This window comes from Phytoactinopolyspora alkaliphila (genome assembly GCF_010550695.1).
Classification (GTDB): domain Bacteria; phylum Actinomycetota; class Actinomycetes; order Jiangellales; family Jiangellaceae; genus Phytoactinopolyspora; species Phytoactinopolyspora alkaliphila.
The window spans coordinates 592,912-608,261 of the sequence record NZ_JAAGOB010000001.1; the positions used below are offsets into that span (position 1 = coordinate 592,912).

Here is a 15,350-nt window from a genome sequence, read left to right on the forward strand (position 1 = left end):
AAGCGTCGAGTGGACGGAGAAACGAGGTGACGCTTCCTCATGGTGTTGGTGCTTCCAGACCGAGCCCGGCAGCGCAAGATACCCACCTGGCTCGCGACGCCAGCCATCATCGGGGCGCTGGTCTTCACCGCGGGATGGCTCATCGCGGGCCGCTTGCAGGAGCACTACAACCCCCGCAGCGACTACATCAGCTCGCTAGCCGCGGTCGGCGCGGCCGATCCGTGGATCATGATCTTGGCACTGGTCGTGTTCGGCGTGGGCGTGATGTTCCTGGGAGCCGGGTTGGTCCATGTCCTGCCGGGGAGAATGGGCCGGCTCGGTTCCATGGGCATTGTCCTCAGCGGCGTCGGCGTGTTCCTCGCCGGCTCGATGCGCCACGACTGTGGCGTTCAGCTGCCGGAATGCTCGCTCAAGGTCAGCCTGGGGGAGGTCTCCGGTTACCACGCCGTGCATGACGTCGTGAGCGGGCTGACCTTCGTCGTCGCCGGAGTCTCGCAGATCCTGATCTCGCTCAGCGTCAGCCGGCAGAACGGGTGGCGTTACCTCCGGGTGCCGTCGATGGTCAGCGGGGCACTGACGCTGGTGCTGTTCACCCTGATGATCTCTGCGCTCTTTCCCGGCTGGGTGGGTGCGATCCAGCGGACGATTGCCGTGCTCGCCTGCGTCTGGGTCAGCACCTTCGCCGTCTATCTGTACCGGGCCAGCACCCGGGGACATCCGCCGGACGCCAGCGTCGCTCCGGGTGCGTCGCCGGAGGCGGACCTGCTGACTCTGGCCGCGAAGCACGAGACATGATGAACTCGTCGGTGAGCCCGACGAGAGGAATCAATGCAATGGACCAGCTGGATCTTCAGGGTCGATTCGCCACCCTCACCACCGCACACGTCGCCGATGCGTGTATCCGCGCAGGCGTCCAGGTGCGCTGCGCCCCGACGCAGGTGCGGGCCGTGGTCCCCGGCACCCGGCTGGCGGGCCAGGTGGCCCCGGCTCGGCATGTGGGCAGTGTCGACATCTTCCTCGAGGTCCTGCACGACGCCGACCCGGGCACGGTCCTCGTCGTCGATAACGGCGGACGCCTCGACGAGGCGTGCGTCGGGGACCTCGTCGCGTGGGAGAGCCAGGCCGTCGGACTCGAGGGGATCGTGATCTGGGGCCTGCATCGCGACACTGCCGACATTCTGGAGATCGGCCTGCCGGTGTTCAGTCTCGGCGCGATTCCGAGTGGGCCGCAGCGCCTCGATCGGCGTCCCGGCGACGCTTTGACGTCCGCGCGGGTGGGGGACTGGACAGTCAGCAGCGACGACCTGGCACTCGGCGACGACGACGGCGTGATCTTTCTTCCCGCGGCCCGGGCGGACGAGGTGTTCTCGCTCGCCCAGGGAATCCGGGATACCGAACGACGGCAGGCCGAGCGGATCCGCGATGGCCTGTCTCTGCGCGAACAAGTGCGATTCGGTGAATACCTCTCGCGGCGCGAGACGGAGCCCACGCTGACCTTCAGGGAGCACCTGCGTGCCGTGGGCGGCGCTATCGAGGAGTAGCCCGCTCACGGCACGGGTGAGGTCCGAGCGGATCAGAGATTGACCGTGATGTCTCCGCTCTCGCGCAGGTCCGCCAGCAACGCCTGGGCGACCTCTGCCTCCTTCTGCGAAATGGCCTGCTCCTCGAGCTGCGGGCGCACCTCCTCGAAGGACGGCACTTCGGCGCCTTCCTCAGTACCTGCCTCGGCGGCGCCTTCCTCGCCTGCAGCCTCCTGCTGAGCCACCGCGTCGTCGTAGAGCTTGCGTAGCTCGTCCTCCGACGGCTCGATGTCGCCGGCCTCGTCACTGATCAGCTGGTCGACCTTGACCTGGAGCTCGAGCTGCTTCATGACCTCTTCTTCCGGCATGCCCTGCTCGGCCAGTGCGGCGAGGAAGTCGTCGGCGGTTCCGAGACCGTTCTGCTCGGCGAGCTCGTTCAGGGTCGTGTCGACGTCGTCCTGGGAGGCGTCGAATCCACGGTCGTCGGCCTCTTGGACAAGAAGCTCGGAGTCGACCATGCTGTCGGCTGTCTGTGCTTTCAGCTGCTCCTGGTCCACCTCCTCGCCCGACATCTGCGCCTGCATCGCCATCTGCTGGAACTGGCTCTCGTAGGTGGTGACGAACTCGTCCCGGGAGATCTCCTCGCCGTTCACCACCGCGACGACATCCGGGATGCCCTCCAGGTCGGGCTCTGGTGCCGCCTCCTGGCCGGTGCCTTCGTCCTCGGCCGTGGGCGCCGACTCGGGTGCGGTGGCGTCACCGGCCTCGTCGTCCTCGCCACAGGCAGCGACGCCGAGCAGTGACAGCACTACTCCGGCGGACAGCAACAATTTCTTGGGCATGGGGGATCCTTTCGACTCTTCAGGTGATTTCCTCACGGCAGCGAGTGGCCGTGTCACTCCCTGAACGGGAGAGGTGTCAAATCATTCGGCTGTGAATACGCTCGGCCGCCGCAGTGGCGCAACATCGCATGAGGCGTCAGGTGAGTGAACGTCTGCCGGCCGGCAGACGTTCCTCAACGCGGCATCGAATCTCACGTCACCCGTAGTCGACCGTGATGCCCAGCTCGGCCGCCAGCATCGGAGCGATGCCAGCCAGCTGATCGCCGTCCACCGTGGCGCCCCGCAACGAACCGTAACCATCGGCGAGGTGAAGCTGCGCCGCGCCGCGGAAGTCGACCCGCTCCATGGTGACGCCGGGCATCCGGACGCCGCGCAAGGTGGACCGGGGAAAGCTGACGCCGCTGAGGTGAGCACCGCTCCAGTCGACCTCGTCGAGCAGGCAGCCTTCGAAGACGACGTCGGAGAACTGAGCGGCACGGAAATTCACCGAGTCGAACTTGCAGTCTTCGAAGACCACTCGCCGGAACTGGCTGCTGTAGGCCTCGATCCCGGAGAAGGCCGAGGACAACACGGTGGTGTCGAGCCAGTCCGCTTCGATGAGCTCCGCTCCGACGACACGCACGGCACGCAGCCACACCTCGTTGAAGCGGCATCGGACACTGCCGCCCGAGAACGTCACCGTCGTGAACGCGCACTCCATGAACCGTGCTCCACTGGCCTCGGCGTCCTGGAAGTCCAGAGAGTCGAACAGCACCGTGTCGTACTCGGCACCCGGACGCAGTGGCCCGTCGTGTGGCTCGAGCAGATGACCGTAGGGAAGGTCGGCGAGCTGGCGGGCGACGGTGGTCACCTTGCCCACGTTAGCCTCCGGACGATCGGCGGCCGGTCGCGTATCGTCGGATCGGCTCAAGAAGAACGTCGAAAGGCACACACATGGCCCGAATCGCGCTTGCGACATGCGCCGAGCTGCCCGCGCTCGATGACGACGAACGTCGCGTCCTGCCGCCGCTCGCGGAGCGCGGCATCGAGGCCACGCCCGTCGTGTGGAACGACCCGGCGGCTGACTGGACCGCATTCGAACTAGTGGTTCTGAGGTCCACCTGGGACTACACACTGCGCCGGGCCGAGTTCCTCGCGTGGGCCGATGCCATGCCGTCGCTGCTCAACCCGGCGGCTGTGGTGCGCTGGAACACCGACAAGCGCTACCTGCGCGACCTCGAGGTCGCGGGCGTGCCCGTTGTGGCCACCCAGTGGATCGAGCCGGGGGAGTCCGTCGTCGTTCCCGGCGAGCGCGGCGTGGACCTCCCGGCGATCGCCCGCGCGGACGAGTACGTCGTGAAGCCCTCGGTGAGCGCCGGATCGGTCGACACGGGCCGATACCGCAAGGACGACGACGAGCACCGGGAGCTGGCTCGCGAGCACGTCGCCCGCGTGACCGGCAGAGGCGGCACGGTGATGATCCAGCCGTATCTGTCCGCCGTGGACGCATTCGGAGAGACCTCGATGCTCTACATCGGGGGAGAGTTCAGCCATGCCATCCGCAAGGGCCCGATGCTCGACGGTCCGGACCGGGGCGTCGAGGGCCTGTTCCGGGAGGAGCGGATCACGCCCCGGACGCCGTCGGACGTCGAGCACAAGGTGGCCGAGCTCGCCCTGGCGGCGATTCCCGGTGGCGCAGAGCTCCTCTACGCCAGGGTCGACCTCATCCCCGGTGCCGACGGCTCGCCGATCGTGCTGGAATTGGAGCTCACCGAGCCGAGTCTCTTCCTGGAGCACGGTCCGGGCGCCCCGGACCGTTTCGCCGCCGCGATCCATCGCGCTCTTGTGAGTTAGGGCTACCAGATCGCCGCGGCCACCTGTGGGTACAGCCCTTCGGGGTGAGCACGGAACAGTGGCTGGGTGCCGAAAAGCGTCACGTTCGCGCCCCGCGCGGATCCACTGACGACGACGGCCCGACCGGCCGCGCTGTCGTGACCCAGCCAGTGCCCGGCCAGGAAGAACGCCCCTTCGGCCAGGGCCTGCTCGACCCGCACGTCCACGCCGACCCTGGTGAAATAGACCGGAGCGTCGACGAACGAGCTCGACAACGCGGCGCCGGTGACCGGCGATCCAGGGGTGTTCTCGACAGCGACGATGCCGTTGGCCGAGCCCGGGCCCTGCGCGACGCCGACGTCCAGCAGGCCAGCACGCTGGTTGAACTGCGCGCCGCCGCCGCCGACGCCCACCACGGTGCCGCCATCCTCGAGCCACTGGGCGAACGCGGCACCCTGAGCGGCGTTCAGGTTCAGCGGGTTGAAGCTGGACGCCGAGATGTAAAGCGCGTCGAAGTCGTCGAACGCGTACAGCCCATCGTTGAATCCCGCATGCGTGACTGTGGTGGGCCTGAATCCCATCCGGGTGAGCGCGAAGTACTCGCCGGCCGACGTGCTGACGGCGAGCCGGACCCCGGTGAACGGTGCGGCGCCGCGGGTCTCCCGGGACGGCGGAAGCACACTGAACGCCACGCCGAAGGTGTCCGCCGTGTCCTGGACGGCCTCGATCTGCCAGCGCTGCGCTGCCGGCACCACGAACGTGCCGTCCGCGGTGCGCCGCAGCTCCATGCCCAATCCGAGCAGGTGGTGCACCGCCTGGACGCCCGCGAGTGAATCCACGGTGAGTCCGTACTGGGCGCGCCGGCCGGGAGGTACGAAACCGGTGGGGTCGGGGGACGTGACCGGTCGAAGTGCGCGCCCGTCCACGCTGGCCTCACCGACTCGCTGCGTGGTGGCACCCCAGAGATGGCCGTGACTCCACGCGGAGATGTCGTACATCAGCGGGAAGTCGTCGGTGACATCGCGGCCGACGTCGAGAACGGTGTTCGCGAGGCCGCGCTTCGCCTGATGCATGTCGACGACGTACGACCCGGCCTTGACGTGGACGCCGCCCAGCTTGACCGGGCGGGACGCCTGATGGACCCGTACGTCGTTCGCAACCAGGAACCGGACCAGGCTTGCTGCCGCCGTGTCGCTGCGCTGGCCGGCGCCTACCGGGATCACGTAAGCGCGGGGAAAGTCCTGCAGATGGGTCTTGGCGTTGTCCCCGGCGGCCAGGGAGAGCGCCAGCTCGTCGTCGATCGGCCGGGTGGCTTCGCCGTCGGCGCCCCGGCGGAACCACTCGAGCTGGTTGGCCAGCAGATCGTCGCGGTGCTCGGTGGCATACGCGAGGTTGGCCTCGATGGTGGCCACGGCGTAGCGCGTGTTCAGTGCCGTACGAGTGTGGCGCTCGGTCTCGTCGGCCAGGCCGCGCGGGTTGAGCGGGATCTCGATGGTGTGCCCGACCGCACCGTGGTACATCGCATACATGGGGGTAAAGATCGGTGGCCAATCGTCCCAGCCCGTGGTCCGGTTCCGATACGGGATGTCGGCATGCCCGCGCCAGGTGAAACTGTTCCGGGTCGCGGCGAATGCCTCGAGGTCCGTGCCGAGGTCGTCCAGCACGCGGTCTTCCATCGCCAGCGCGTGCCGGAGCGCCTGAGGGATGTAGAGGTCGTACTCGTAGTTGTCGCCGTGCGGGCCGGTGGTCGGCTCGATCAAGCCGGCACCAGTGCTGTTACTCCAGACGTAGCCGTGGATGTCCAGCATGGTCAGCGGACTGTAGCGGGCTATCTGGGCCCGGACGGCGCGTACCTCCGGCTGGGACGCGGTGATGTAGTCCCGATTCATGTCGAAGCCGTTCGCGTTGGCACGGGTGCCGGCGACCCGCCCGTCGGGGTTGTTGGTGATGACGACAGCGACGACGTGGTTGTCGAGCACGTCCAGCACCGCGGGATCGTCGGAGAAGGCAAGCTCTTCCAAGACCTGAAGGCTCGCGTCGGTGCCCTCCCACTCGTTGCCGTGAATGTTGTTGTTGATCAGCAACGGCGTGCGCCAGGCGTCGTAGCCGCCGGACTCCAGCTCGGCGGCGGCGGCGTGCGGGTCGTCGATGCGCAGGTCGGACAGGCGCTGCCAGTCATCCCAATCCGCGTCGCTCATCGGCGAGGTGACCACGACAAGGTGCAGGTCCCGGCCGAGGACGGACTGGCCGATGATCTCCACGCTCACCCGCTCGCTCTCTTGCAGCGCGCGCAGGGCCGGCGGGATGTCGTGGTAGGGGATCAGGTTCAACGGGATGGAAGCGTCGTCCGGATCGACCGGTACGTCGTCGATGACGTCGTCTTGCGGCTTGCCGGGCAGCCGGTCGCCGGCGACCGCCGGCGCATGCTGCTGCCCAGGATTCTCCGCCGCGTGCCCGCGCTCATTCTGGGGAACGCCGGAGGGGCCGGAGGTGTCGTCGAACGGCGCGTCGGTATCGGACGGTCCGCGCGGGGAGTCGTCGTCGGGCGCCGCCGGAGTGGCAGGAGCCCAGACCAGGAAGAGAAAGACGGACAGCAGGACCGTGGACCACCGACGAAGAGTCACCGGCACACCTCTCTCCGGACAGAAGGTGGATCATTTGTACCAGTGGTCGGGTATGCGTGGTGTCACGGTGAGGTAACGGCTGCGGCGGACCGTGTCACGCCGATATCCGTTACGGCCCGAGCAGGTGGCACGGGTAGCATCGTGCGGGTTCCTACATTCGTTCCACACCAGGGAGAGTCGTCGTGTCCGAACAGATCCGTATCGTCGTCGCCGGGGCCGAGCGACAGGTCGATGCGGGCACGACGGCCGCCGATCTGTTCGCGGATGAGCGCACCGTGATCGCGGCGCGCGTCGGCGACGACCTGGTGGACCTGTCCCGCGCATTGAATGACGGTGAGAAGGTGGAGCCGGTCGAGATCGCATCCGATGACGGCCGCGCCATCCTGCGCCACTCCACCGCGCATGTGCTCGCCCAAGCCGTGCAGGAGCTCTTCCCCGAAGCCAAGCTGGGAATTGGCCCGCCGGTGGAGAACGGGTTCTACTACGACTTCGACGTCGCCGAGCCGTTCAATCCGGACGACTTGAAGCGCATCGAGAAGCAGATGCAGCGCATCATCAAGGAACGTCAGCAGTTCGTCCGGCGCGCGGTGGCCGACGACGACGCGCGCGCGGAACTGGCGGGCGAGCCGTACAAGCTCGAGCTGATCGGGCTCAAGGGCGGCGCGGCCGACGCTGCTGAAGGCGCCTCGGCGGAGGTCGGCGCGGGCGAGCTCACCATCTACGACAACGTGCGCCGTGGGGGAGAGGTGGCCTGGAAGGACCTGTGCCGCGGCCCGCATGTGCCCACCACCAAGCATGTCCCCGCGTTCAAGCTGATGCGGGTGGCGGCGGCGTACTGGCGGGGAAGCGAGAAGAATCCTCAACTGCAGCGGATCTACGGCACCGCATGGGAGAGCAAGGAAGAGCTGCAGGCTTACCTGGACCGGCTGGCCGAGGCGGAGCGGCGGGACCACCGCAAGCTGGGCGCCGAGCTGGACCTCTTCAGCTTCCCTGACGAGATCGGCTCCGGGCTTCCGGTCTTCCATCCAAAGGGCGCCACGATCAAGATGGAGATGGAGAACTACTCCCGGCAACGGCACATCGACGCCGGGTACTCCTTCGTCTCCACACCGCACATCACCAAGGCTCATCTCTTCGAGACCTCCAAGCATCTGGAGTGGTACGCCGACGGCATGTACCCCCCGATGCACCTGGACGAGGAACGCGACGCTGACGGCAACATCAAGCGGCAGGGGCAGGACTACTACCTCAAGCCGATGAACTGCCCGATGCACAACCTCGTCTTCCGCTCCCGTGGCCGCTCCTACCGGGAGTTGCCCCTTCGGCTGTTCGAGTTCGGCGCGGTGTACCGCTACGAGAAGTCTGGCGTGGTGCACGGTTTGACCCGAGCCCGTGGATTCACCCAGGACGACGCACACATCTACTGCGCTCGCGAGGACATGAAGGAAGAGCTGGCGCGGCTGCTGACGTTCGTCCTCGATCTACTGGCCGACTACGGGCTGGACGACTTCTACCTGGAGCTGTCCACCCGCGATCCCGAGAAGTCCGTCGGGGATGAACAGACATGGAAGGAAGCGACCCAGATCCTGGAGCAGGTCGGCACCGAGTCTGGGCTGGAGCTGCTTCCCGATCCAGGCGGGGCCGCCTTCTACGGCCCGAAGATCTCCGTGCAGGCGAAGGACGCGATCGGCCGGACCTGGCAGCTGTCGACCATCCAGTTGGACTTCTTCGAGCCTGAGCTGTTCGAGCTCGAGTACACCGCCCCGGATGGTTCCCGGCAGCGACCGGTGATGATTCATCGCGCGCTCTTCGGCTCGATCGAGCGCTTCCTCGGCGTACTCACCGAGCACTACGCAGGTGCATTCCCGCCCTGGCTGGCGCCGGTGCAGGTGGTCGGCATCCCCATTGCCGATCAGCACACACCGCACCTCGACGATGTGGCGGACCGTCTTCGTGCACGGGGTGTCCGGGTGGAGATCGACACCTCCGACGACCGGATGCAGAAGAAGATCCGCAATGCGCAGAAGCAGAAGGTGCCGTACATGCTTCTGGCTGGCGACGACGACGTGGCGAAGGGCGCGGTGTCCTTCCGATACCGGGACGGCACCCAGAAGAACGGGGTCCCGGTCGCGGAGGCGATCGAGGAGATCGTCAGCGCCGTCGAGCGCCGCGTCCAGGTATGAGCGGCAGCGTCCTGCACACCGTGGTCCATGGCACTCGGTGTGCAGGACGCACGGGATGGAAGGGGTGAGCGTGCCGGATCGGCTGCAACGGTTATGGACGCCGTACCGGATGGCTTACATCAAAGGCGAGCCGGGCAACGGCCGAGACGGCGACACGTGCCCGCTGTGCACCATCCCCACCATGACCGACGCCGACGGTCTCGTGCTGGCACGTGGTGCCCATGTGTATGCAGTGCTGAACCTGCACCCGTACAATCCGGGGCACCTCATGGTGGTCACCCACCGGCACGTCGGCGAGTTCGAGTCATTGTCCGGCGATGAGACCGCCGAGCTGACCACCATGACCCGCGACGCGATCCTGGCGATCAAGGCGGCGTCGCAGCCACACGGCTTCAACGTCGGGCTCAACCTCGGCGGCGTGGCCGGGGGTTCGCTTGCCGCGCACCTGCATCAGCACGTCGTGCCGCGATGGAGCGGGGATGCGAACTTCATGACCGTGCTGGGTGACACCAAGATCATGCCACAGCTGCTCTCCGAGACTCGTGAGCTCTTGGTGGCGAACTGGCCGAGCTGACGCGTCCCACACCGATCGTGGTGATCGTTGTGTGGAAACGAGCCGGGAGGCGTGGGAAACGGGGCGTTACTCGAGGGCTTTGGCGGCGAGGTGCTGGGGCATGGGTTCATACCGGGCGAAGCCACGGGTGAACGTGGCGGTTCCGTGGCTCATAGCTCGAAGCTCGATGGCATAGCGGACCAGCTCGGTCTGCGGCACCTCGGCGCGGATGAGGCTGCGGCCCTGACCCACCGACTCGGTGCCGAGGACGTGCCCGCGGCGAGCGGAGAGATCGCCCATGACGGCGCCCACGTCCTCGTCGTGGACCATGATCGAGACGTGGTCGTACGGCTCGAGCAGGTTGACCCCCGCGGTCTGGGCGGCCTCCCGCAGCGCCAGCGCTCCGGCCATCTGGAATGCCATGTCGGAGGAGTCGACGCTGTGGGTCTTGCCGTCGAGAAGGGTGACCTTGATGTCCACCATCGGATAGCCGGCCGGCGTGGTGCCCTTCTCCATCTGGCTCCTGATGCCCTTCTCCACAGATGCGATGAACTGCCGCGGGATGGCACCGCCCACCACCTTGTCCACGAACTCCAGGCCCGACCCCTCGGGAAGCGGCTCCGCCTCGATCTCACAGATGCCGTACTGGCCATGCCCGCCGGACTGCTTGACGTGGCGTCCTCGCGCTGAGGCCTTCGCCGCCAGGGTCTCCCGGAGCGGGACACGTACCGGAACCTGGTCGACGTGCACGCCGTACCGGGACGCCAGCCGGTCGAGGAGGACGTCGGTGTGAGCCTCGCCCAACGTCCAGAGCACCAGCTGGTGGGTCTCCGGATTGTTCTCCACCCGCAGCGTGGGGTCCTCGGCCGCCAACCGGGCGAGCCCTTGCGAGAGCTTGTCCTCGTCGGCTTTCGCGTGGGCGACGACGGCCACCGGGAGCATCGGTTCGGGCATGTCCCACGGGCGCATGACGAGTGGGTCTGCCGGGTCCGAGAGGGTGTCGCCCGTCTCGGCGCGGGACAGCTTGGCCACGGCGACGATGTCGCCGGCGACGGCCTTGTCGATGGGGCGCTGGACCTTTCCCAAAGGACAGGAGAGGGTCCCGATCCGTTCGTCCTCGTCGTGTTCCTCGTGGCCGCGGTCGGCCAGGAAGTGGCCGGAGACGTGAACGGGCATGTCCGGGCGCAACGTGCCGGAGAAGACCCGGACCAGGCTGATCCGCCCGACGTAGGGATCGGTCGTCGACTTGACGACCTCGGCCAGGAGCGGGCCGCCCGGGTCGCAGGCCACGCCGTTCCTCGTGGCGCCGTGAACGGTGTAGACGTCCGGCATCGGGTGCTCGGCAGGAGACGGGAACGCGCTGGTGATGACTTCGAGCAGTTCGGCTGTTCCGAGGCCGGTACCGGAGCACACTGGGATCACCGGATGGAAGGAGCCTCGGGCCACAGCACGCTCGAGGTCGTCGATGAGGATCTTCGGATCGATCTCCTCACCGCCGAGATAGCGCTCCATCAATGTCTCGTCCTCGGACTCCTCGATGACGCCCTCGATCAGTTCACCTCGCGCCTCCTCCAGGCGGAGGGCGTCGTCGTCGCCGAGCTTTGCCTCTTTCCGGCGGCCGTCGGCGTAGGTGTACAGGCGGCGGCTGAGCATGCCGGCCAGCCCGGTGATGGGTGCGCCGTCCGCGGGCGTGGGGAGGTATAGGGGCAGGACGTTCGCGCCGAATGCCTCGCGGCAGGCGGTCAGGGTGTCGGCGTAGTCGGAACGGGGATGGTCGAGCTTTGTCAGCACCACAGCTCGGGGCATGCCTACCGCGGCGCACTCGGTCCAGAGCATGCGTGTGGTCCCGTCCAGTGGCGCCGCGGTGGAAACCACAAACAACGCACAGTCCGCCGCGCGCAGGCCGGCCCGGAGCTCACCGACGAAATCGGCGTAGCCCGGCGTGTCCAGCAGATTGACCTTGATCCCGGCGTGCATCAGTGGCGCGATGGAAAGGTTCACCGAGCGCTGTTGCCGGGCTTCGGCGTCGTCGTAGTCGCTGACGGTGGTGCCGTCCTCCACGCGCCCTGCCCGCGAGACCGTGCCGGTAGCCGCGAGGAGGGACTCCACGAGGGTGGTCTTCCCGGAACCCGCGTGGCCGACCACCACGACGTTTCGGACATCGCGTGCATCAGACGGCGCGGCATCACCACCCGCAGGGCTTCCGGAGCTGCGATCGTTGGCATGTCTGCCGGCCATGGCGCGTCACTCCCTTCGGGGGACGGCGCCGTCGCCTACGTTCTCGCCGGAGCGCTTCTGCGCCGACGCCGACCGGTATGCGGTTGGGAACACCTGGAACGAGCTTTGGTCCTACCGCGACGACCAGGTGTTTACGTCACTCTCCTGCGCCACGAGCGGATCCGCAAGAGGACGCGGGCTTTCCATCAGTACGATGGCGGGGCTGAACGAGGTGACCTGGCGGCTTGGGCAAGGCACACACCTGATCAACAAGGGCGCCCGGTTCGGCGCAGAACACCTGATCGCACTCTGACGAGAAGACTGGACGAGACCAGCACATGCTCGACAAATACACCCGGGTCTACACGACCCGAATCCTGACGCCAACGGCCAGGGCCCTGGTCAAGGCTCGCATCAGCCCCGACGTGGTGACGGTGGTCGGCACCGCCGGCGTCACGGCGGGGGCGCTGGGCTTTTACCCCCGAGGCGAGTTCTTCTGGGGAACGGTGTTCATCACCGCATTCGTCTTCGCCGACAACATCGATGGCATCATGGCGCGCCTGTCCGGACGGCAGAGCAACTGGGGAGCATTCCTCGACTCGGTTCTGGACCGGATCGGCGACGCAGCCATTTTCGGTGCGCTGGCGATCTACTTCGCCGGGCAGGGGGAGCACCTGCGCATGACGGCGTTGCTCATCGCCTGCCTGGCCCTGGGCGCCATCGTCTCCTACGCCCGAGCCAGGGCGGAGAGCCTCGGATACACGGCCTCCGGAGGGATCGCCGAGCGCGCGGACCGGCTGGTTGCCATCCTGGTCACCACCGGGCTCGTCGGCCTGTTCGGGTGGCCTGTCGTGGTGCTCGAGGTCGTACTCTGGCTGCTGATGAGCGCGAGCGCATGGACGGTCTTCCAACGGATCAGGCACGTCTATCAGCAGGTGGCTACGCCATGAGCGGCTTCGCGGATCGCCGTCGGCTGGCGATGTACAGCGCCGGCTGGTCTATTATGCGCGCCTTGCCCGAGCGGGCCGCCTATGGCCTCCTCCGCACGTTCTCCGACATCGCGTGGCGACGCCGCTCACCGTCGGTGCGGGGCCTGGAACGCAATCTGGCGAGAGTCGTGCCCGACGCCAGCCCCGACGAGCTCCGGCGGCTGAGCCGGGAAGCGGCGCGCTCGTACATGCGGTACTGGGGCGACGCGTTCAGGATCGGGGACTGGGACCGGGAGCGCATCGTGTCCCGGGTGCGAGTCATCAACGAGGGCCAGTTGCGGGGTCCGCTCGAGCGCGGGCAGGGCGTCGTGGTCGCTTTGCCGCATATGGCGAACTGGGATCACGCGGGTGCCTGGGCAGGACAGACGGGTCTTCCGGTGGCCAGCGTCGCCGAGCGGCTTCGCCCGGAGAAGCTCTTCGACAAGTTCGTCGCCTATCGCGAGAAGCTGGGCATGACCATCTTCCCGCTCTCCGGGGGTGGCATCGACGTGATCGCCAAGCTGACCGAGCACCTCAAGGACGGCAAGCTCGTATGTCTCCCCGCGGAACGTGACCTGTCGCAGCGCGGTGTCCAGGTCACCTTGTTCGGGGAGCCGACCCGGATGCCGGCCGGCCCGGCCATGCTGGCGATGCGCACCGGATCCGTGCTCCTGCCGGTGACCATGTGGTATGAAGGCCGCGAGCCGAACCACGGTATCGTGCTCAACTTTCACGAGCCGGTCCCCGTGCCACAGGAGCGCGCCAACCGGATCGCGACCATGACGCAGCGGGTGGCGGACGCCTTCGAAGACGGCATCCGCCAGCATCCAGAGGACTGGCACATGACACAGCGACTGTTTCTCTCCGATCTCGACGCGGCAGACCCGCGCCGGCCTAGTGACGACAAGCTCGTGTCGACGTGAAGATCGGCATCGTCTGCCCTTACGCATGGGGAGTGCCTGGGGGAGTGCAGTTCCACATCCGGGACTTCAGCGAAGAGCTCATGGCCCGCGGCCACAGCGTGTCGGTGCTGGCACCGGGCGGTGAGGACGACCACGCGCCGCCGTACGTGGTGAAGGCTGGCCGGCCGGTGTCGGTGCCCTACAACGGGTCGGTGGCACGGATCCTGTTCGGCCCGCGGGCCGCGGCGCGAGTGCGGCGCTGGCTCACCGACGGTGACTTCGACGTCGTGCACATCCACGAGCCGGAGACCATGAGCCTGGGGTTGCTGGCCACCTGGTGGGCCGACATGCCGGTGGTGGGAACCTTTCACCAGGCCACGGATCGGTCCCGGGCGATGAGCGCGGCGCGCGGGATCCTTCAGTCCAGCGTCGAGAAGCTCAGTGCCCGGATCGCGGTCTCCGAGGAGGCTCGGCGCACGTTGGTGCAGCACCTCGGGGGCGATCCGGTGTTGATTCCCAACGGCCTCTACGTGGACCGTTTCAACGTACCCGCGCGTCCGGAGTGGCGAAGCGATGGCGGCACCTTGTCGTTCCTTGGCCGCGTGGACGAACCGCGCAAGGGCCTGCCTGTCCTGCTGGCCGCGTGGCCGGGGATCCGGGCGAAGATGCCGGACGCGCGCCTCCTGGTCGCCGGCCCGGGCGACACCAGCGAGATCCGCCAGGCCATTCCGGCCGAGCATCGGGACTCCGTGACCTTCCTGGGCGCCGTGAGCGACGAGGACAAAGCCGCCATGCTCGCCAGCAGCGACATCTACGTGGCACCGCACACGGGCGGGGAGTCGTTCGGGATCGTTCTGGTAGAGGCCATGGCGGCTGGAGCGCCCGTGCTGGCCAGCGATCTGGTGGCGTTCCGCGCGGTCCTCGACGACGGGCGCCTGGGCGCGCTCGTTCCGATCGGCGACGCCGATGCTCTGGCCGACGAGGCCTGCGCGCTTCTCGCGGACCCGGACCGGCGGCGGCAGTACCGCGACGCCGCGTCCGTCGCGGTGCGCAGGTACGACTGGTCAGAGCTCGCAGGCGAGGTGCTGGCCGTGTACGAGATGGTGATGGCCGTGGGGTCGCCGGCCAACCGCGTATTCCGCATGCCTCGCCGTTAGGGTCTGAACGTCATGATGTGGATTCTGATCGTCGTCGGGGCGCTGCTGCTGCTCGGCGTGTACCTGTCCTGGACGGCGGGTCGGCTGGACCGGCTGCACGCCCGTGTCGACGCGTCGCGGGCCGTGCTCGATGCGGAACTGCTCCGGCGCTCGGCATCCGCACTCGAACTCGCCACGGCCGGCCTGCTCGACCCGGCCACGTCAGTGGTCGTCGCCGACGCGGCCTCGCGTGCCCGCACAGTCAACGAGGAAAGCCGCTACCAGGCCGAGAGCGACCTGACCGCGGTGCTGTGCACGGGCCTGGACGACCCACAGGACCTCGCCGCCCTGCGCGAGGAGATTCCGGGCCTCGGCCAGCCGCTCGATGAGCTGGGGATGGCCTGTCGCCGTGCGGCACACGCTCGGAGATTCCACAACGAGATGGTTCGGGGCGCTCAGCGACTGCGCCGCAAACTGCTGGTGCGCTGGCTGCGCCTCGCCGGGCACGCGCCGTGGCCGGAGACGGTCGAACTGGACGACACGGTTCCCCGCGGTTTCAACGGCTGAGCACGCGTCATCCGCGAGGCGCCGCT

13 protein-coding genes are annotated in these 15,350 nt (G+C 67.7%); 9 read left to right on the forward strand and 4 right to left on the reverse strand.

The annotated features are described in order from the left end of the window. Positions 1 to 39: 39 nt before the first annotated feature. Positions 40 to 795: a DUF998 domain-containing protein gene (locus G1H11_RS02600; RefSeq protein WP_163815687.1), complete on the forward strand. Its 756-nt coding sequence runs from the start codon at positions 40 to 42 to the stop codon at positions 793 to 795. 38 nt (positions 796 to 833) lie between these two features. Beyond that, complete coding sequence (locus G1H11_RS02605; RefSeq protein ID WP_163815689.1) at positions 834 to 1,541, forward strand: RraA family protein; 708 nt, start codon at positions 834 to 836, stop codon at positions 1,539 to 1,541. Positions 1,542 to 1,573: 32 nt separating this feature from the next. Here G1H11_RS02605 and G1H11_RS02610 read toward each other — a convergent pair whose 3' ends face one another. Together G1H11_RS02610 and G1H11_RS02615 are read right to left on the reverse strand one after the other, a co-directional pair. Next, positions 1,574 to 2,362 (reverse strand): SurA N-terminal domain-containing protein, encoded by a 789-nt coding sequence (locus G1H11_RS02610; RefSeq protein ID WP_163815691.1) that lies wholly within the window; start codon positions 2,360 to 2,362, stop codon positions 1,574 to 1,576. Between the two features lie 196 nt (positions 2,363 to 2,558). After that, positions 2,559 to 3,212 carry a pentapeptide repeat-containing protein gene (locus G1H11_RS02615; protein ID WP_216843371.1) on the reverse strand — a complete coding sequence of 218 codons (654 nt, stop codon included), beginning with the start codon at positions 3,210 to 3,212 and terminating at the stop codon, positions 2,559 to 2,561. Positions 3,213 to 3,295: 83 nt separating this feature from the next. On the opposite strand from G1H11_RS02615, the gene G1H11_RS02620 reads away from it, so the two are divergent. Then, positions 3,296 to 4,195, forward strand: coding sequence for an ATP-grasp domain-containing protein (locus G1H11_RS02620; protein WP_163815694.1), 900 nt, complete (start codon positions 3,296 to 3,298; stop codon positions 4,193 to 4,195). 2 nt (positions 4,196 to 4,197) lie between these two features. Here G1H11_RS02620 and G1H11_RS02625 read toward each other — a convergent pair whose 3' ends face one another. Next, a complete protein-coding gene (locus G1H11_RS02625) occupies positions 4,198 to 6,798 on the reverse strand; it encodes a M14 family zinc carboxypeptidase (RefSeq protein ID WP_163815695.1) in 2,601 nt (866 codons plus the stop codon). Between the two features lie 182 nt (positions 6,799 to 6,980). Here G1H11_RS02625 and thrS point away from each other — a divergent pair, with 182 nt between their 5' ends. Together thrS and G1H11_RS02635 are read left to right on the forward strand one after the other, a co-directional pair. After that, a complete protein-coding gene (gene thrS / locus G1H11_RS02630) occupies positions 6,981 to 8,981 on the forward strand; it encodes a threonine--tRNA ligase (protein ID WP_343074790.1) in 2,001 nt (666 codons plus the stop codon). A gap of 55 nt (positions 8,982 to 9,036) precedes the next feature. Further along, complete coding sequence (locus G1H11_RS02635) at positions 9,037 to 9,555, forward strand: HIT family protein (RefSeq protein WP_163815697.1); 519 nt, start codon at positions 9,037 to 9,039, stop codon at positions 9,553 to 9,555. Positions 9,556 to 9,621: 66 nt separating this feature from the next. Here G1H11_RS02635 and G1H11_RS02640 read toward each other — a convergent pair whose 3' ends face one another. Continuing rightward, positions 9,622 to 11,772 carry an elongation factor G-like protein EF-G2 gene (locus G1H11_RS02640; protein ID WP_163815699.1) on the reverse strand — a complete coding sequence of 717 codons (2,151 nt, stop codon included), beginning with the start codon at positions 11,770 to 11,772 and terminating at the stop codon, positions 9,622 to 9,624. A gap of 317 nt (positions 11,773 to 12,089) precedes the next feature. Here G1H11_RS02640 and pgsA point away from each other — a divergent pair, with 317 nt between their 5' ends. From pgsA to G1H11_RS02660, 4 genes are read left to right on the forward strand one after another with little or no spacing between them, the layout of a single operon-like run. Then, the gene (gene pgsA, locus G1H11_RS02645) at positions 12,090 to 12,701 is read left to right on the forward strand and encodes a phosphatidylinositol phosphate synthase (RefSeq protein ID WP_163815701.1); all 612 of its coding nucleotides are present in this window, start codon (positions 12,090 to 12,092) and stop codon (positions 12,699 to 12,701) included. Beyond that, a complete protein-coding gene (locus G1H11_RS02650; RefSeq protein WP_163815702.1) occupies positions 12,698 to 13,642 on the forward strand; it encodes a phosphatidylinositol mannoside acyltransferase in 945 nt (314 codons plus the stop codon). Before pgsA ends, G1H11_RS02650 begins: the two co-directional genes overlap by 4 nt. Next, positions 13,639 to 14,778, forward strand: a complete 1,140-nt coding sequence (locus tag G1H11_RS26815) for a glycosyltransferase (RefSeq protein ID WP_163815704.1) — start codon at positions 13,639 to 13,641, stop codon at positions 14,776 to 14,778. Before G1H11_RS02650 ends, G1H11_RS26815 begins: the two co-directional genes overlap by 4 nt. 15 nt (positions 14,779 to 14,793) lie before the next feature. Then, the gene (locus G1H11_RS02660; protein WP_163815968.1) at positions 14,794 to 15,324 is read left to right on the forward strand and encodes a hypothetical protein; all 531 of its coding nucleotides are present in this window, start codon (positions 14,794 to 14,796) and stop codon (positions 15,322 to 15,324) included. Positions 15,325 to 15,350: the final 26 nt, after the last annotated feature.